Source organism: Rhodococcus chondri (assembly GCF_036327435.1).
Taxonomy (GTDB): domain Bacteria; phylum Actinomycetota; class Actinomycetes; order Mycobacteriales; family Mycobacteriaceae; genus Rhodococcus; species Rhodococcus chondri.
The window spans coordinates 1-17,764 of the sequence record NZ_JAUZMZ010000102.1; the positions used below are offsets into that span (position 1 = coordinate 1).

The 17,764-nt window shown below is 65.3% G+C and carries 15 protein-coding genes and 1 pseudogene; 5 read left to right on the forward strand and 11 right to left on the reverse strand.

Annotated elements, in window-relative coordinates; genetic code table 11:
• The first annotated feature begins 367 nt into the window (after window positions 1-367).
• Window positions 368-1,972 carry an MFS transporter gene (locus Q8814_RS17160; RefSeq protein ID WP_330153220.1) on the forward strand — a complete coding sequence of 535 codons (1,605 nt, stop codon included), beginning with the start codon at window positions 368-370 and terminating at the stop codon, window positions 1,970-1,972.
• 25 nt (window positions 1,973-1,997) lie between these two features.
• Here the strand turns inward: Q8814_RS17160 and Q8814_RS17165 are convergent, their stop codons facing one another.
• From Q8814_RS17165 to Q8814_RS17175, 3 genes are all read right to left on the reverse strand, one after another.
• Entirely contained in the window at window positions 1,998-3,698 is a 1,701-nt protein-coding gene (locus Q8814_RS17165; RefSeq protein WP_330153221.1) for an alpha/beta hydrolase, read from the reverse strand.
• The gene (locus Q8814_RS17170) at window positions 3,695-5,167 is read right to left on the reverse strand and encodes a hypothetical protein (RefSeq protein WP_330153222.1); all 1,473 of its coding nucleotides are present in this window, start codon (window positions 5,165-5,167) and stop codon (window positions 3,695-3,697) included. Before Q8814_RS17170 ends, Q8814_RS17165 begins: the two co-directional genes overlap by 4 nt.
• Window positions 5,168-5,274: 107 nt before the next feature.
• Entirely contained in the window at window positions 5,275-5,700 is a 426-nt protein-coding gene (locus Q8814_RS17175; protein WP_330153223.1) for a DUF7144 family membrane protein, read from the reverse strand.
• Between the two features lie 316 nt (window positions 5,701-6,016).
• Between Q8814_RS17175 and Q8814_RS17180 the strand changes: the two genes are divergently transcribed.
• Together Q8814_RS17180 and Q8814_RS17185 are read left to right on the forward strand one after the other, a co-directional pair.
• Complete coding sequence (locus Q8814_RS17180) at window positions 6,017-6,466, forward strand: DUF6325 family protein (protein ID WP_330153224.1); 450 nt, start codon at window positions 6,017-6,019, stop codon at window positions 6,464-6,466.
• 53 nt (window positions 6,467-6,519) lie between these two features.
• The gene (locus Q8814_RS17185; protein ID WP_330153225.1) at window positions 6,520-6,804 is read left to right on the forward strand and encodes an SHOCT domain-containing protein; all 285 of its coding nucleotides are present in this window, start codon (window positions 6,520-6,522) and stop codon (window positions 6,802-6,804) included.
• 235 nt (window positions 6,805-7,039) lie between these two features.
• On the opposite strand, the gene Q8814_RS17190 is transcribed toward Q8814_RS17185, so the two are convergent.
• The 5 genes from Q8814_RS17190 to Q8814_RS17210 all read right to left on the reverse strand — a co-directional run bounded on the left by Q8814_RS17190 (window position 7,040) and on the right by Q8814_RS17210 (window position 9,713).
• Window positions 7,040-7,666, reverse strand: a complete 627-nt coding sequence (locus Q8814_RS17190) for an Rv1733c family protein (protein WP_330153226.1) — start codon at window positions 7,664-7,666, stop codon at window positions 7,040-7,042.
• A gap of 65 nt (window positions 7,667-7,731) precedes the next feature.
• Complete coding sequence (locus Q8814_RS17195) at window positions 7,732-7,854, reverse strand: hypothetical protein (protein WP_330153227.1); 123 nt, start codon at window positions 7,852-7,854, stop codon at window positions 7,732-7,734.
• 101 nt (window positions 7,855-7,955) lie between these two features.
• The gene (locus Q8814_RS17200; RefSeq protein WP_330153228.1) at window positions 7,956-8,174 is read right to left on the reverse strand and encodes a three-helix bundle dimerization domain-containing protein; all 219 of its coding nucleotides are present in this window, start codon (window positions 8,172-8,174) and stop codon (window positions 7,956-7,958) included.
• Between the two features lie 101 nt (window positions 8,175-8,275).
• The gene (locus Q8814_RS17205; RefSeq protein WP_330153229.1) at window positions 8,276-8,692 is read right to left on the reverse strand and encodes an SHOCT domain-containing protein; all 417 of its coding nucleotides are present in this window, start codon (window positions 8,690-8,692) and stop codon (window positions 8,276-8,278) included.
• 361 nt (window positions 8,693-9,053) lie between these two features.
• The gene (locus tag Q8814_RS17210) at window positions 9,054-9,713 is read right to left on the reverse strand and encodes a phosphatase PAP2 family protein (RefSeq protein WP_330153230.1); all 660 of its coding nucleotides are present in this window, start codon (window positions 9,711-9,713) and stop codon (window positions 9,054-9,056) included.
• Between the two features lie 200 nt (window positions 9,714-9,913).
• Between Q8814_RS17210 and Q8814_RS17215 the strand changes: the two genes are divergently transcribed.
• Window positions 9,914-11,257 (forward strand): diacylglycerol/lipid kinase family protein, encoded by a 1,344-nt coding sequence (locus tag Q8814_RS17215; protein WP_330153231.1) that lies wholly within the window; start codon window positions 9,914-9,916, stop codon window positions 11,255-11,257.
• 194 nt (window positions 11,258-11,451) lie between these two features.
• Here Q8814_RS17215 and Q8814_RS17220 read toward each other — a convergent pair whose 3' ends face one another.
• The 3 genes and pseudogenes from Q8814_RS17220 to ppk2 form a co-directional block, all read right to left on the reverse strand.
• Window positions 11,452-13,152, reverse strand: coding sequence for a SulP family inorganic anion transporter (locus Q8814_RS17220; protein WP_330153232.1), 1,701 nt, complete (start codon window positions 13,150-13,152; stop codon window positions 11,452-11,454).
• A gap of 78 nt (window positions 13,153-13,230) precedes the next feature.
• Window positions 13,231-16,023, reverse strand: a pseudogene (locus Q8814_RS17225) (cation-translocating P-type ATPase).
• Window positions 16,024-16,052: 29 nt separating this feature from the next.
• Complete coding sequence (ppk2, locus tag Q8814_RS17230; protein WP_330153234.1) at window positions 16,053-16,868, reverse strand: polyphosphate kinase 2; 816 nt, start codon at window positions 16,866-16,868, stop codon at window positions 16,053-16,055.
• 390 nt (window positions 16,869-17,258) lie between these two features.
• Here ppk2 and Q8814_RS17235 point away from each other — a divergent pair, with 390 nt between their 5' ends.
• Window positions 17,259-17,717, forward strand: coding sequence for an SRPBCC family protein (locus tag Q8814_RS17235; RefSeq protein WP_330153233.1), 459 nt, complete (start codon window positions 17,259-17,261; stop codon window positions 17,715-17,717).
• The last annotated feature ends 47 nt before the right edge of the window (window positions 17,718-17,764 follow it).

Below are 17,764 nucleotides of genomic sequence, written 5' to 3' on the forward strand. Positions count from 1 at the left end.
TTGGATGCGTAAGACACACCCATGATCAATCCCTGTCCCCATGCCCGCTCCACCGGCCCGGACAGCACCTCGAATAAAACGAAAACCCCAGCTCACGGGGTCGCTAATCAACAACTACGGCGCCCTGAGTATGTACCCACCGTAACCGCCGCAGCACAGGTGGCCGCTCCGAACGGAAAAGAAGCCGGCGATGTCGGATCCTTCGACCGCGCACAAGCGCGCCCGCCTTTCGATCCCGGATATGCCGCCCCCCACTCATGAGACACTCGATGTTGCGGGTGCACCTCGCACTCGAAGCTCATCCGCCCTTCCATTTCCACCCCGGGCCAGGGGCTCGGACGGGAATGGGTGCGCCTAGGAAGTCGCCGTGACGCAGGGACCAACGACCAGCGATCCCTCCGAGAAGGCAGCGGGTTCTCAACGCCTGCTCGCCTTCCTGCTGGCGATGGCGATGTTCGTTCTCGTCGTCGACACATCGCTGATGAACGTGTCGATCTCGTCGGTGGTTCGCGACCTCGACACAACCGTCAGCGGAGTCCAGGCGGCGATCGCGCTCGAGGCGCTGGTATCTGCCGCGTTCATCTTGATCGGCGGCAAGGTCGGCGATCTCATCGGCCGCAAACGGGCATACGTGGTAGGTCTGCTCGGCTACGCCGTCGGTGCGTCGGCAATGGCACTTGCACAGAACCTGACCGCGATAATCATCTTCTGGGCCGTGCTGGGTGGGATCGGCGCCTCGCTCCTGTTGCCCGCCATGCAGTCTCTCATCCACGGCAACTTCGAAGGCGACGCCCAGAAGAAGGTCTACGCTCTGGTCGGAGCGGCGGCCGCGATCGCTGCTGCCGTTGGACCCCTACTCGGCGGTTTCATCACCACCTACCTCTCATGGCGCGTCGGGTTCGTGCTCGAGGTCGTCATCATCGCGGTCGTGCTCTCCGGCATCCGACTGGTCCACGATGTGCCGTACACGGGACCCCGAGGAATCGACCTGGTCGGTGCGCTCCTCTCCGTCCTCGGGATGGGCGGCATCGTGCTGGGAATCCTGGTGTGGCAAGAGGGCGGCGAATCCGTCGGTGCGCTCCTGGCTCTCGGTGCGATTGCAATGGCCGGCCTGACCTACTGGCTCGTACAGCGCAAAAGTCGAGGAAAACCGGTGCTGCTGGACCCCGGTTTGTTGCGCTCCAAAATCTTCCGACTGGGGATCACGGGACAGATGCTTCAGCAGATCGCCCTGGGTGGCACGATGATTGCGCTACCGATCTACCTGCAGATGGTGCTCGAGTACAACGCAATGCAAGCGGGTCTGTCCCTCGCTCCCCTCTCGCTCAGCATGTTCGCAGTGGCATTGCTCGCGGGCAACAAGATCGGTGACCGACGCCCCAGCGGCATCATCCGATGGGGATTCGTGTTGTTGACCATCGGGATCGCGGTGCTGATTCCGATCGTGCCACGGGCCGAATTCGGCTGGGGCCTCATACTTCCGTTGGTCATTGCCGGATCGGGTCTGGGCTTGCTGGTATCTCAACTCAACAACTACACACTGGCTCCGATCGAGGAGGAACGAATCAGCGAAGCCGCCGGCGTGAACTCGGCGGCGGGATCGTTCGGGCTGTCGTTCGGGCTGGCGTTCGCCGGCGCCATCATGCTGGCAACGCTGTCCCTCACCTTCACGGCGAGGGCGGAATCGAGCACTGTGCTCCCTCCGGCAGAACAGCAACAGGTGGCGCAGGTGCTCGAGGACGATGCCCAGGTGATGAGCAACACCCGGCTCGAAGAGTTGCTCGTCGACCAGCCCCCGGAGATTCGAGACGAGATCGTTCGCATCAACACCGACACCCGGCCTCTCGCGCTTCAGATCGCGTTGCTCATCCCGCTTCTCGCCGGTCTCGTGGGGATGTTCACATCGTTCCGCATGATGCGCGTGCGCTATGCCGACCCTCCCGGGTCCGGTGAAGCGGCAGGACGAGGCTGACCCGGACGCCGACGCGATAGGCCGACTATTCCCCGGCGTCGATGATCTCTCGGAGATCCGTGAGTTGCTCCGGGGTGATATCTGTCGGTTGCATGACCGCGTTCCAGCCGTCGACGTACTCGGAGGAGTACTTGTGGCCGTGGCCGGCCGGGAACCCGGTGGAGAACGGCAAGTCCGCCGTGATCTGCCAGAACGTCACGAACGGAACCCAGAACATTTCCTCCAACACGTCCCGTCCCGGTTCCTGTCCGATCCAATCTGGTTCTCGGAGTATCAAATTCGGGCTCCACCAGACGATCGGGTCGGACGGATGCATCAGATACAGGACCCGAGTCTCTTCCCAGGCGCGGTCGCCCGGAGGGATCCCATCCCGAGGGTCGTTGGTGAACCGCACGGTGCGCCCGTCCTTGTAGACCGGTTCGACCTCCGGGCTGTCCGGCTCGCGTCGATCGCTGAACTCCCGGAACAGCGTGTTGAAATTCGGGGGACCGGCAAACAGCGTCCCGGACGTGCGGTTGCGAAGATCGGCTTCGCCGCTGAACGCGGTCTCGCCTCCGAACGAGCCGAGACTCTCCCCCGCGACGAACAGCCGGGGGCGATCGTCCTGTGGCAGTTTCGACCACACGTCGTACACCGCGTCGAACAGGTCGCGGCCCGCTTCCCGTGCCTTCGACTGATCGACCAGATAGGAGATCCACGACGGCAGGTACGAGTACTGGACCGCTACGGTTGCCGCGTCGCCGCCGGCGAAATACTCGAACGAATCCACGAGCGCCGGGTCCACCCATCCACTCCCCGTGGTGGTGACCACCAGAAGGTTCTCCCGATCGAAGCCGCCGGCACGAACGAGGTCGTCGACTGCCGATGCCGCCCGGGATTCCGAGTCGTCGGACGACGCCAGTCCGGCATAGATCCGGATCGGCTCGACGGCCGGGTCACCGGTGAACCGGGAGATGTCCTCCGTGGAGGGGCCGGAGCCGACGAAAATGCGTCCCTGCCACCCCAACGAATCCCACGGCACCACCGATCCCGGTCCGCCCGAACGCAGTCCGGACACAGGTTGCTCGATGCCTTCTTCGGTCATGGTGTCGCGCACCGAGAATGCCTGGTTGGCGACGCTGACGAGTCCGCTGAGCAGCACACCCGAGACGATCGCATAGACGAGTGCGGCGACTGCGACCCATCCCACCACAGTCGCCGCACGATGTCCGATCCACCGGTCGAGCTGAGCGGCCAGCCAGTGGTACAACCCCCGGACACCGCGCCCGACCGCCAGGAGAAGACAGAACATCACCGCAGCCACGACGGGAGACAGGACCACGAGCGCTACGTTGTACTCGCTGACGCCCATCACCGCGCGGATTTCGTGCTGCCAGTACTGCCCGGCGCTGAACGAGCCGACGAGCAGTACCACCGCGGCGACGAGGAAGACGTACCAGGAGCCGCGCCGCGGACGTCGAGGGCCTCGGTCGGCGAATGCGCGCCACACGAACGCCGCGAACACCCCCAACCCGTAGCCGATTGCGGCGGTGATGCCGCAGATCATCCCCTGGAGCAGACCGCCGCGCGGAAGTAGCGACGGCGTGAACGACAGGCACGCGAACAGCAGTGCGCCCCAGCACCCCGGGAGGGTGACGTACAGCAGTTTCCGGTGGCCTACCGACTCGACCGGCCGGTCCTCATCATCCCCTGCCGCGGTCTGGACGGGCGCGGCACTGTCGGTCACGGGACAGTCCCTTCCTCCGGGCTGTCCACCGGTGGGCTCGCCGTCGCGCTTTCGGGCGGGGTTTGCTGCGGCTCTTGGACGGCGGGCGGCTCGGGTCCGCCGCGGGCGGGCCGCATCACCACTTCCATGGCCAGCAACGCCAGTAACGCGCCGATCACGATCCACACCACCACCGCACCGGTGGGATAACGCCAGAACATCAACAGCAGCGCGGCGATACCGACGATCGCCGACCGCAGCGCAATGCGAGCGTGAAAAACCCACAACTCGAACGGATTCGGAGGACGCGGGTGACGTGCGCGTTGCACCAGGTCGAGACCGCGACCGAAACCACGGCGCACCGCCACGGCCGAGGACGAATCCCCGGTCAGATACGCCCCGACCGCCACCACCAGCCCGAGCACGGCAACCGCCCGCAGCGCTGCCCGCAGCGGCACCAACACCGTATCGACGATCGCGGAGGCCGCGTCCGGCGACAACACATCCGGAGGAACCTGGTCCAGATACAGCGCCCGGGCCACCAGGAGCGCAATCGCTAGCACCAGCATTCCCACCGCCAGCGCGAGACCCACCACGCACAGGGCGCGTCGGCGTCGACCGGGTGGCGCGACGGCCACCGCAGCGACCGCGGCCGCGATCGTGAGCCACGGCAACACATCCGAGACGTTGTCGAGGGTATTGACCGCCCGCTGGGCCCGCACCAACTCCGGCGACCGGAACAGCACGAACTGCTTGTCGATGCTCGGAATCTTCTCGGCGAAGGTGAAACCGCGCTCGAGCAACCGCGCCTTGACGTTCTCGATCACCGTGCCCAGCGAGATACTGACGGTGCCCGACTCGTCGACCGCCACCGACGACGGTCCGAGGTCCCCGGTCACCACCGCCACCAGCGCGGTATGCGCGGCACGGTTGGCCTGACCCCACAGCTCCTCGAACCGGTCGCTCTGCACGAACGAGGACACCGTCTGGTTGACGAAACTGCGAGCCTGCCCGGCGATCACCGGGGCCAGGCCCTCGACCGCGCGGTCCACCCGCGGGGCGTCCGCGGTGGCCGGCACGGCGTCGGTCAGGGCGGTCAGCGCATCGGCGGTCAGCCCCTCGACATCGACGCGGACGAAGATCTCGTCGGTGATCGAATTCGCGATCTGCGTTTGCACCGCCGGGTCGGAGGCCAGAGGCGCGACCGTGCTCACGTACCGGTCGGTGTCGAGGATCTCACCGCGCACGAACCGCGCGGTCACCGAGGTGATCGCCAGAACCGCGACCAGGACGCTCAGCAAGGCCACCGCGGCCCACCGCCACCCGTGCCGCGGCACCCGGGGCGGCAGCGGCGCGGGCGCCGCCACCCCGGCCGCGGTCCGCTCCCGCAGCGTGGCGACCTCGGCACGCAACCGCTCGAGCTCGGCGCGCTCGTCGCTACCCAACCGACCGGTGGGAGTGTCCTTGTCGGGCTGCCCGGTGTCCGTCATCGTCGGAGTTGTCCCTTCCGGCCACCGCTTCGCATCGCTGCCGGGGAACTCTCGCCCGACCGGTGAGACCAGAATCCGGTGGAGCCGCCGACATCAGCGGAACGAGGTCAGTAGTACTCGGCGCGGGGGTTCCAGGTCGAGATCGCCCAGATCACCACCACATCCAGCGCGATGATCACGAGTGACCACCCCGGGTAATACGGCAGCCACAAGAAATTCGCGAGGATCGACAACGCCGCAATGACAATTCCCATCACCCGCGCCCACGTCGCGCCGGTGATCAAGGCGATGCCCACAACGATCATCACCACACCCAACACGATGTGCACCCAGCCCCAGGTGGTGAAGTCGAATTTGAAGGTGTACTCCTGACCCTGGACGAAGAGCTCGTCCTCGGCCACCGCCGCAATTCCCTGGAACAGCTGCACGATACCGATGGTGGCCATGATAATTGCCGCTCCCACCGACGTCCCCGCCGCGATTCCCTGTTTGACGGATACGCCCTCCTGGTCGGCACGCGTACGCTGAGACATGACGGTCTCCTTCGGAAGCGGGATTGTTATCGTCAGTGTGCGCCTCCATACCCGTTTCGGCATGGGCTTCGGCTCTTTTCCGGTGGCGAAACGATCACGGATGGGCGTACCCGGGCGGTGGCATGGATATCGGCGCGGTGGCGGTGCTACATGGTCGCGAGGCCGGCTGCCCAAACGCCGATGCCGCGGGCCCGGGCGGGACTATCGTCGAACCGGTGGTGCGGTGTTCCGAGGGGGCATCGACCCGGCGTCGCCGCCGTCGTCCGTTCCCGGCCCGCCGCCGAAGACTGGTTCCGTCGCTGAAACGAGGCTGCTGGTGACCGACTCCGACATCGACGAGATGGGCCCGATCGACTATCTCGTCATCGAATTCCCCGCCGACCGCCCCCCGAACGGCTCGGCACTCCCACTGCTGCACGACCTGGTCGAGCGCGGCATCATTCGGGTGCTGGACCTGGCGTTCGTCCGAAAAGGCACCGACGGCTCCGTCTCCGGCATCGACATCGCCGAGGTCGGCCTCGAGGGCGAGATCGACGTGACCTTGTTCGCCGAGGCCGCCTCCGGTCTGCTCGACCACACCGACTTCGCAGAAGCCGGAGCCGCACTCGAGCCCGGTTGCTCGGCCGCCGTCCTGGTCTACGAGAACACTTGGGCCGCGCCCCTCGCACGGGCCCTGCGCCGAAACGGCGCCCAACTCGTCGCATCCGGCCGGATCCCGGTGCAGAGCATCCTATCTTCTCTCGACGCGCTCGGAACCGACACCTGAAGCAGGACAACATAGTTCGAATTTCCATCACCGTCGAGTACAAGGAGTGCGCCATGCCCGGACTGCTTCGCGGGGTCGCCCGCACCGCTGTGGTGGCCGGAACCGCCACCGCCGTCTCCAACCGGGTCTCCCGACGGCAAGGACGCCGCTGGGCACCGCAGGAACAACCTCGATACGACAACTCCACGCAGTACCCGCCCGAACCGGTCCCCGCGCCGCCCGCTTCCGGAGGGACGGACCGGATCGCCGCATTGAAGGACCTCGCCGAACTGAAATCGCAAGGCGTGCTCACCGACACCGAGTTCGAGGCCGAGAAGGCGCGGATCCTCGCGTCCTGACCACGCCACTCGACCGGCGCAGCGTCTGCATTCCGGCCATCTCGATGCGGTTGACGTTCGGAGATCGCTTCGGGGCCCGGCGCCACGACGTATACGGCCCGTCCCCCACGTGGCGGACGGGCCTCTCGGCTTGGGCTCGCCGCTGCCCAAGACGGACGCCCTGCCCCTTTCGGGCAGGGCGTCCGTGCTCATCGGGCGCATCGACGAGTCGCCTCTGGCGGCGGTGCGGCTCCGGTCAACCGGCGGACCATCCGGAGGCGTTGTCCGCCCGGTCCCACTCGCGCTCCCATCCCTGCAGTCGGCGGTGTCGGCTCGCCCGATGCACCGCGTACCAGAGCCCCGATCCGCCGGCCAGCACGACAGCCCACAGTGCCAGCGCCCCGATCACCGCTGTGGCGGCACTGTCCGTCCCGCTGCGCGGAGCCTCGACCGGGACGCCACGAGAGTCGATCCAGATCCCGATCCTCTCGCCGTGTCTGACGTCGGCGGGCCGGCTCAACTGGGCGGTGTGTGCGTGTCCGTCCATGCTCCACCGCACCCACCGGCGATCGGCAGGGACGGTAGCCGGCGCCGGCGGGTGATCGGTCTGCGATGTCGCCATCGCGGCTTCGGGCGGGACCGTGTCCAGAACGGTGGCCTCGACCTGACGGTGGATCCGCTGGTACAGCTGCGCCTGCGCGGCCAGGTTGCCGTAGGTAATGGTGCCGTAGGTGGCTGCGATGGGCACCATCATCACCACGAACGCGGCCACGACAAGCGCTACCGTCGACTCGATCCGATCGCCACGGCGCAGCAATGGGCTCCGATGCCACGGCGCGCGCCGCCACCAACGCACGGACCACGACGGTGCAGTGGTCATCATCGAACTCCTCCCCGAAGGACGGGGTCCAGGCACCTGTGTCGGCGACCTCGAGGACAGTTGCGGCACTAGCGGTTCGGCATCTCGCTGCTCCCCAGGGCACTCTGCCCCAGCACGCGAGCCTCGAACTGTTCGAACTCGGCAGCCGTGATCGCCCCGGAGTCGACAGGTGCCTTCGCAAACGAATCCATGTTGTACACCTCCTGCGGATGGCCCGGCGACGGAACCGAGGAATTCGGAGTCGGCCGGACGAGTGGACGGCAGTATCCGTCCTCCACCACGACCGCGGGGGCTACGCCACTATGCTTTGGGGGCCCTCGAGCAGATCGAGCAGGCGTTGCCGGGCGAGGCGTTCGCCGAGTTCCGGCAGATCCGGTACCGGGATCCCCTGCAGGTCAACGAGACAGCCCGCAACCAACACTTCGATCCGGTCCCGCGGGATGTGGCTCGCGAACTCGGCGGCAAGCCGATCTGCGATGGCACTGCCCGGTGTGGCGCTTGTCGTGTTCATCTCAAGTCCTGCAGTATCGAACCGCTGTGTAAAAAGTGGCGCACTCCGGGGTTGCGACAGCAGACGACCTCGCTGTACCCGTGGTGTCGCAATCGCCACGTTCAGGCAACAGGAGCACTGTCGCCGGCAGCGGTATTCCGCCCCAGAGCCTGCGCTTTGAGTTGCTCGAATTCGGTCGCATTGATCGCTCCGGAGTCCAGAAGCGCCTTCGCATCGGCGATCTGCTCGGGCGCAGACTTACCCACCGCGACCCGTCGGATGTAGTCGTCGGCCGCCTGTTGAGCTTCTGTCTGCGCCTGCTGTGAGCGCAGGGACATACCCCTACCCCGGGCGATCAGATAAATGAAGGCACTGATGTAGGGAAAGAACACGAGTGCGATCATCCACACCCCTTTGGTGAATCCGGACAGGGTGTTGTCTCGGAACACGTCGACCACGATATGAAAAAGTACGATCAGGTACGCGACGAAGGCGAACACGATGATCGTGTACCAGACATAGTCCCAGAATGAATCCATGGCGAGGACCTCCTCGATACTGGACCGGCGGCATAGGCAAGGTCATCGCAGCCTGCCGGAGGGAAGTACTTTTCAATTCCTGCTACTTCGGCGCAGCTCGGCGTGGCACCGCGGGCATCGACAATGCAACCGGGAGTCGGCGGAGGCTCATGCTCGGGACTCCGGATCGGCCGGTGCCGGTTATCCGTGTGCGCATGAGAGCCGGATTCCATGACGCCTTACCCACATTCAAGGTGCATCGACATCGAAAACAGCATCGAACCGATCCTCGGTGCAGCCGCGACACCATCATCCTGGCATGCTCAGCTCGATTGATGCCGCCGCGGGTCGTTCGATAGGTGGACGTACATATCGTATGCCCCTACAGCCCTGCGAGAACGTGGTTTCGTCGCGAGTATCGGTCGCGCACAGCCGCAACCGTCGCCGCCGTTGCGGTCCCGAGGACGGACCCGACGATCACGTCGCCGGGGTAGTGCACACCGGTATGGACCCGCGAATAGGCCACCGCGGCTGCGAGCAGCCCGAGCGGCACCGACAGCACGGGCAGGTCGCGGCTTACCGCCCACGCGAATGCGAAGCCTGACGCCGCGTGACCGGAGGGAAACGAGGTGGATCCCGGAGAGGCTATGTGGCGGCCGTCGAACAGGCCGAGCCCCGCGCGGTCGGGGCGCCGCCGTGCGAAGACGGGTTTGACGGCGACGTTCACCGTTGCCGAGGTGACGGCGATCGACGCGACACCCACGGTGGCGGCCCGCCGTCCCCGGTTGCCCCCGGCCAGCCCGATTGCGGAGGCGACAGCCAGCCATAGACGAGAATGGTTGGCGAAGTTCGAGAGCCGGCGGATGGGCACGTCCAACGTGCCGGTAGGGGTTCGGGCGATGGCCTCGAACACCGCCCGGTCCACCGCTGCCAGCTCGCGCAACGCCTCGGCCCAGGTGAAAGCCTCCCGCCAGTGCACCTCGACCCGTTGGGCGAGGGCGTCCGCTGCGCTCTCGCGGGGTTCGTCCGTCGTAGGCGACATGACTAGATACTACGTATCAGAGGCGGCCGGACTGCGCTGTAACCCGCGGCAGTTCCGCGCACACCCCGTGAATGTGTCGCTGCCCGCCGTCCGAGACGTGCAATGTGCTGCGATCGCCTCCGCGCACGGCGGAAGATGGATTGCGACGGGACGTCGCACCGTCGCGAGGAAGCACGCGTCGTCGCTGAGGGAGTAGCCACGTGAACAGATCAGGTACCGATACCAGCGACCGTGACCAGCGCTGGTGGGCGCGCGGGGCGTTCGTGTTCGCCGTCGGTGCGGCGGCGGTGCCCGTTCTGTTCGCCGGGGTGCTGGGCACCGTGGCGTTGCTCGTGGTGGGGATCGGTGGTGTCGTGGTCACGGTGGCGGCGTTGTACTGGTTCCTCATTCGGCGCGGAGTGCTCAGGTGGATCTCCCTGGCGGTGGCGATCATCGCGCCGATCATCGTTCTGGCACTGTTCGTCCGCGCGCATCTGCTGTGGGTGGTGCTGCTCTCGTACGTGCTCGCGCTGCTGGCCGTCGTCTGTGCCCGCGTTGCGTTGCGTAGCGGACGTGCCGAGCCGATGCCCGAATATCCTGCTCCGCCACCGAAGCACCCATTCCTGATCATGAATCCGCATTCCGGTGGCGGGAAGGTCGCGAAGTTCGACTTGAAGCGCAAGGCCGAGGAGCTGGGCGCCGACGTCGCGCTGCTCGAAGGCCCGGCCACCGTCGACGTCACCGCACTGGCCCAGCGGGCGGTCGCACAAGGGGCCGACTTGCTGGGGGTGGCGGGCGGAGACGGGACCCAGGCACTCGTAGCGGCCGTCGCGGCCGAACACCACCTGCCGTTCCTTGTGATCAGCGCCGGAACCCGCAACCACTTCGCGATGGATCTCGGACTCGACCGCACCGACCCGACGCGATCGCTGGACGCACTCCGGGACGGTGTCGAACTGCGCGTCGACCTCGGCACCATCAACGGCCGGCCCTTCGTCAACAATGCCTCGTTCGGGGTCTACGCCGAAATCGTGCGCAGTCCCGCATACCGCGACGACAAGGCCGCAACCGTGCTCACGCTGCTCCCCGATCTGCTCACCGGGCACGCCGGACCGCGCTTGCTCGCACGGATCGGTGAGACGGTCGTAGAGGGACCGCAGGCAGTCCTGGTGAGCAACAATCCCTACGGCAACAGTGATCTGGCCGGTCTGAATCGCCGGGACCGTCTCGATCACGGCGCCCTCGGCGCGGTCACCGTGTCGGTGGCGAACACCCGGCAGGCGATCGGCCTGCTGCGCCGCACCAACGTTCGCGGCTTGACACAGCAAACGGCGTTGGAAGTGGTCGTAGACGCCGACACGCCGGAGATTCCCGTGGGAGTCGACGGCGAATCCCTCCTGCTCCGGACTCCGGTGCGGTGCACCGTCGAACCGGGCGCCCTACGGGTGCGGGTGCCCAGGACGAGACCTGGCGTGCGTCCCGCTGCGCCGATGTTCGACTGGGTTCGCCTCTGGGAGACGGCTTCCCCCCCACACATCGCGTCCGCGTCGGCTTCGCGAGGCTGAGAGAAAGACACCCGGACGCCTTCATTCATCCCAAGGCCCTGTGGTCGCGGAATACGTCGGCGTTGATCGCGAACAGCAGGAGACATGCCAGAAACGTAAGCCGCGGATGCCGAGCCGACGATCGGCCGGAAGGAATCCATACCGGAAAGAATCCATGCGCGCCTGTCCCGCGAGTTTGTTCAGTCTTCGGCCGTCTATTTTGTGTGCTCGGCTCGATGGTGAAATGCGGTCACGGCGGCGTCGACGGTGGGATAGAAGTGTGTCGCGTCGAACCTGTCGCCCACCCCGAACTGGATAAGCCGATCCTTGATCGGCCCCTTCATCTCCGCGAACGCAAGCCGGATCCCGTTGCCGTCGAGATACATGTCGAGGTCGACGAGTTCGTCGACGGCCGTGGTGTCGAGGCCGGTGATCGGCTCGGCGGCCACGATCACCCACTCGACCGGGCTCGGCGATGTCGCCACCACCGAGCGCACATATTGATCGAAGATCTCACCGTTGGCGAAGAAGAGAGGGGCATCGAACCGCACCAGCACAAGTCCGGGAATGCGACTGCCCTCCGGATGGCGCTCGACATCGTGAAAACCGGGGCGATCGGCCGTCCGCACGAGTTCGGTGTGGTAAGGCCGCCAGGCGTGGGCAACCACCGATACGAAGGACAACCCGATCGCAACGAGGATGCCTTGCAGCACTCCCACCAAGGCGACACCGAGGAACGCGGCGACGGCCAGACCGAACTCGACCGTGCTCATTTTCCACATCCGGATCATGCCGCGTACGTCCACCAACGCTGTGGCCGCGACGATCACCACCGCCCCCAAGGTCGCATCGGGAAGGTAGGTGGTGATGCCCGGGGCAACAAGAATGAAGACCAGTACCGCGAGGGCACCGACGACGCACGCGAATTGAGTTCGGGCACCGCTCTGTTCGGCCACCGGTGTCCGCGAACCACTGGCCGAGATGGGGAACCCCCCGAACAGTCCGCCCGCGATGTTGGCGACACCGACGGCCTTCATCTCCGCGCTCCCGTTCACGTCCTCGCCCCGCCGGGCAGCAAACGTGCGGGAGAGCACTCCGGTGTCGGCGAAGGCGATCAGGGCGATTCCGGCCGCCGGCCCGACGAGCCGTCCCACGTCCCCCCAGTCGACTCCACCGAACGAAGGCAACGGCAGCCCCTCCGGTAATGCTCCCACCATCCCGATGTCGTCGGTGAGATCGAGCGCGGCAGAGAGAACGATCGCGCCGACCACCGCGACCAGGACGCCGGGTACGCGAGAGAACCACAACCGGAATCCCACGATGATCGCGAGGGAGGCGAGACCGATTCCGGCGGCGACAGGGTCGATCTCCCCCTGCACCACCGACCGCCCGACCTCCCGGATCTCTCCGAGGAGTCCGGGTGCGTCGACAGAGAAGCCGAGCAACTTGGGAAGCTGCCCTACCACCACGATGAGTGCAATCGCGTTCAGGTAGCCGAGCCGGATGGGCTTCGACAGCAGTTCGGTCACAAAGCCGAGACGCAGAAAGCCGCCCACGAGAAGAATCAGGCCGACGAGGACACCGAGGACTCCCGCGAGAGCGAGGGCACTCTCCGGGTCGTCGGCCACGGCAAGGGGTAGCACGGCGGCAGCAATGAGCGGTGCCAGCGACGAATCCGGACCGAGCACGAGAATTTTCGACGGGCCGACCACCGCGTAGGCGAGGAGGGGCACGATCGTGGCGTAGAGGCCGGCGTAGGCGGGCAATCCGGCCGCCTCCGCGTACCCCATCCCGGCGGGGATGAGCAGGGCGGTCAGGACGAGTCCGGCAGTGACATCGGAACGCAGCCATTCCCGGTGGTAGTCACGGGCCGTCGCGATCCCCGGTAATCGGCCGAGGCTTCCTGTCCAGCCCATCCTTCGATTATCACCCAATCATGGCAGCAGGATCAGGGAATCGGCGGTGCCCGGGGCAGGTGTGTTCGGTGCCGGAGATCAGTGCACGCGTGCGCGTCGGGGGTTGACGGCAGCTGGGGCGGTCATCGGTGCGGGCGGCTCCGAGTGGAGGTGGTGCCGGCGCCGGAGCGCCTTCTCCGCTTCGACGACGATCGGGATGATCAGTGACCATCCCAGGCAGGCGAGCCACTGGCTACCGGTCAGCGACGTGGTCATGAGGAGGTCCTGCAGGAACCTCGACTCGACTGCAAACACCGTCACGATGAGCGGAATCGACAGGATCTTCAGTGCGCCGAGGATCGGTGGGGTGAGCCCGGATTCCGGGTCGCGTCGCATGACGAGTCCCGCAAAAACAGAACCGAACGACAGCACCACGAACGTTGTCGTCATCGGAACGCTTGCCTCGGTTGTGCTCATTTCACCTGGGGCGAGGAGCATTGCAACCAGCGCGACGGCGAATTGAAGGATCCCGTAGGCCAACCACTGAACAAAGGCGATTCTGTTTGCAATGGGGGTCTTCGGGTCGCGGGGTGGTTTGTTCATCAGGTCCGGCGCCGGCGGGTCGAGCATGATGACTGCGACCGGGAACAGCGTGATGAAGAAGTGCTGGAACAGCACCATCAGCGGAGTCAGGGCGACCCCGTCGTTGATGTCGAAGATGCTCGCGACAAGAAAGAGCAGAACCAGCGAGAACAGCTTCGACATCTGGTAGCGGATGTACGACACGATCTTCTCGTAGATGTTGCGACCCAAACGAATTGCAGTGATCAAGGTGCCGAAGTTGTCGTCGGTCAGGACAATCTTTCCGGCCTGCTTCGTCACTTCGCTGCCCGACCCCATAGCGACGCCGATGTCGGCCTTCTTCAGTGCCGCGGCGTCGTTGACAGCATCTCCGGTCATCGCGACGACCGCGCCGCTCTTCTGCATGACGTCGGCGAGGCGAAGCTTGTCCTGTGGGGTGACGCGGCCGAACACGTGCAGATTCGGAAGTGCGGCCGTCAGGTCCTCGTCTGTCATAGCTTGAAGTTCCGGGCCTCCGATGGCACCCGGTCCGAGACCCAGTTCGGCACCGATCGCGGATGCGGTGACCGCGTGATCTCCGGTGATCATGCGGACTTCGATACCTGCCGAGTGAGCGGTACGCACGGCATCGATCGCCTCCGGCCGGAGCGGATCGATGATGCCGACCATGCCGACGAACGTAAGGTCCTCCACGAAGGACATCGGGTCGGCCCGGGCCGCTTCCTCCTGTCCGTCCAGTCGACGTACTGCGAATGCCAGGACCCGCAAGCCTTTCTCGGACAGAGTCCGATTTGCCGCCGTCAAGTCGTCCCGCATCTCGTCGAGGGCGACTACCTGCCTACCGGGGCGGTAGGCGGTCGCGCATCTGGCGAGCACTACATCGGGGCCGCCCTTGACGAGTTCTACGAACTGCGTGGCGCCGTCCACCTGTAGATGGTGGAACGTTGCCATGAACTTGTATGCGGAGTCGAAAGGCACCTCGGCGACACGGGGATACGTTCGCCGGGTGAGTGGAGCGTCGACGCCGACCTTCGCCGCGAGCACCACCAGTGCGGCCTCGGTCGGATCACCGACGACTTCTCCGCTGTCCGAAACGGTGGCATCGCTGTCGAGGCAAAGCCCGTACGCGAGAAGAGTGAAGTCGGGAACATCGTCGCCTGCAACGCGGGTGATCCTCCCCGACTTGCTGTACCCCTCACCGTCGACCGTGTACCACCGGCCGTGGAAGTACAACGTGCGCACCGTCATCTGGTTCATCGTGAGCGTGCCGGTCTTGTCCGAGTTGATTGCACTGGTGGCGCCGAGCGTTTCGACATCGGAGAGGTTCTTGACGACGGCCTTCGCCTCGGCAAGCTGCCGGGCACCGAAAGCGAGCATGGCCTGGACGAACGTCGGCAGACCCGTCGGAATCGCGGATACTCCCATGGCGATTCCCAGCAACAGAACCGTGGTCAGGGCCCACGGATCACACCGATGATCACGATGAGCGCGACCGCCGTCCACGCGATGATGCCGAGCATCTTGGTCAGTGAATCCAGCTCGCGTTGCAGTGGCGACTTACTCGGGGCTACAGCCGAGAGCATCGACGCGATCCGGCCCATCTCGGTGTCCATGCCGGTCTTCTGTAACTACCATCGTGGCGGTGCCGCGGGTGACGGAGGTGTTCTGGAAAACCATGTTGCTGCGGTCGCCGAGTGGGATATTGCCGGCGGAGAGCGTTTCGGGATCCTTCGCAACGGGGGCACTCTCTCCTGTCAGAGCCGCCTCCTGCGTTTCGAGAGTTGCCGATCTGATCAGCCGACCGTCTGCGGGAACGAGATCTCCGGCTTCGAGCCGCACAATGTCCCCCGGCACCAGCTCCGTAGCGGCGAGCTCGATCAATGTCCCATCTCGGATTACCCGCGCCTGCGGGGTCTGCATCTTCGCCAGCGCGTCGACACTGGCGCGAGCTTTCAGTTCCTGCCGCGTGCCCAGAACCACGTTGAGCCCGACCAGTACGGCAACGACGAGTGCCGTGGGGACCTCTCCGATCACGACACTGACGACTGCAACCGCAATCAGCATCAGGTTCATCGGATCCTTCAGTTGTCCGAGCGCAATTGCCCATGCCGACGGCGCGGGTTCGGAGACGATCGTGTTCGAGCCGTACCGACGACGACGTTCGTCCACCTCCCCTGTCGTGAGACCCGATCGCCCGTCGGAGGCCAGGGCAGTGAGGACATCCGCGGCGTGGCGGGCGTGCCAGGAAATGCGCACCTGCTCGACGGTGAGGGTGTTCGCTCGCCCCGGCCCGGATTTATTGGTGGCCATAACCATTCATCCTTCCCTTCTGCAGATCCTCAGTAGGGTGTCGGGATCCAGTGAAGGGGTTGGGTCGGCGCCCTGTATCCGTCGGCACTCTGCCGCTCCGGCAGGGTGAAGTCAAGGCGCTCGAGGGGCTCGTAGGGGACTTGACTCAGCAGGTGAGCGATGACATTGAGCCGTCCGCGTTTCTTGTCGTCGTTGACGACGACATACCAGGGCGCCCAGCCGGTATCGGTGAAATGGAACATCTCGTCCCGTGCCCGGGAGTAGTCGTACCAGCGGCTGTAGGACTTCAGGTCCAGATCCGACAGCTTCCACGTCTTCCGCGGGTCGTCGATGCGGCCCTGCAGGCGCAGTGTCTGCTGCTCCTGACTCACCTCGAGCCAGTACTTCAGAAGGATGATGCCGGAGTCGACGATCGTTCGTTCGACTGTCGGGATGATCTCGAGGAAGCGCCTCGATTCCTCTTCCGTGCAGAAGTTCATCACCCGCTCGACCCCGGCACGGTTGTACCAACTGCGGTCGAAGATGACGACCTCGCCACCGGCCGGAAAGTGGGGAAGATACCGCTGGATGTACATCTGCGACTTTTCCCGCTCGGTCGGGGCGGGCAGGGCAACAACCCGAAACACCCGCGGACTGACCCGCTCCGTGATCGCTTTTATCACGCCGCCCTTTCCGGCGGTATCACGACCTTCGAAGACGATACAGATCCGCGCGCCGGACGATTTCACCCACTCCTGCAACGAGGCGAGTTCGGCATGCAACGGCCGGAGCAGACGGCGGTATTCCTTGTTCTTCATCGGTTCGCGCTCTGTCGACGCACGGTTTTCCACCCTGCGCTCGTGCAGTACATCGGAATCCGGACTCACACGAGAAGACTTTCCCGACGCCTTCTCCTGATGCTTCTTGTGTCCCACAACTCCCTCGCCCTCGTCGACCGATAACGGATCGCGTGTATGTCCTCAATTCGCCGCGGGCCGAGCCGTTCGGCACTTCCATCTTCCGTCTCGCCATCCAGTGTTCGTCGAAGAACGAACGACCTCGCTCGAGCGAGATCGGGCAGATGCCCGTCACAGTCACCGCCGCAGTACGGTCAACTCTTCCAACCGTCCCGGCGAATCAGATGTGGGATCGGCACCCATATGCAACCCTAGGGTTGCAATTCTCGACAGCATCATGCAATCATTGGGTTGCACTTGCAGTGACAGGAGATTTCCGGAGACAGAGGAGGCACCGTCATGACCGAGAATTTCGACCGCATCGAACGGCGGATCACCATCGAGGCTCCCGCGCCACGTGTGTGGGCGCTGGTCGCCGAACCGGGCTGGTACATCAACGATGAAGTCATGACCGCACACCGGCTCGAGCGCGACGGCGATCTGACCACAATCCACGATCCCGTCCACGGCGCATTCACCTTCCGCACCGTGAGCCTGGACGAACCGCACTACGCGGCGTTCCGCTGGCTGTCCGACCACACCGATCCGGACAGCCCGTCCACCCTCGTCGAGTTCCGGCTCGACGCGCTCTCCCCCACCTCGACCGAATTACACGTCATCGAAACAGGATTCGAGTCGCTCCCCGGGGATGCCGCCGAACGCCGAGCACGCTTCGAAGGCAACTCGCAGGGCTGGACCGCCGAACTCGCACTCGCGAAGCGACACCTGGAGGCAGTGAAAAACGTTGCCGCACAGTAACGAAATGCCGTCCGACCTGCCGCTGGTCTTCGCCGCACTGTCGGACG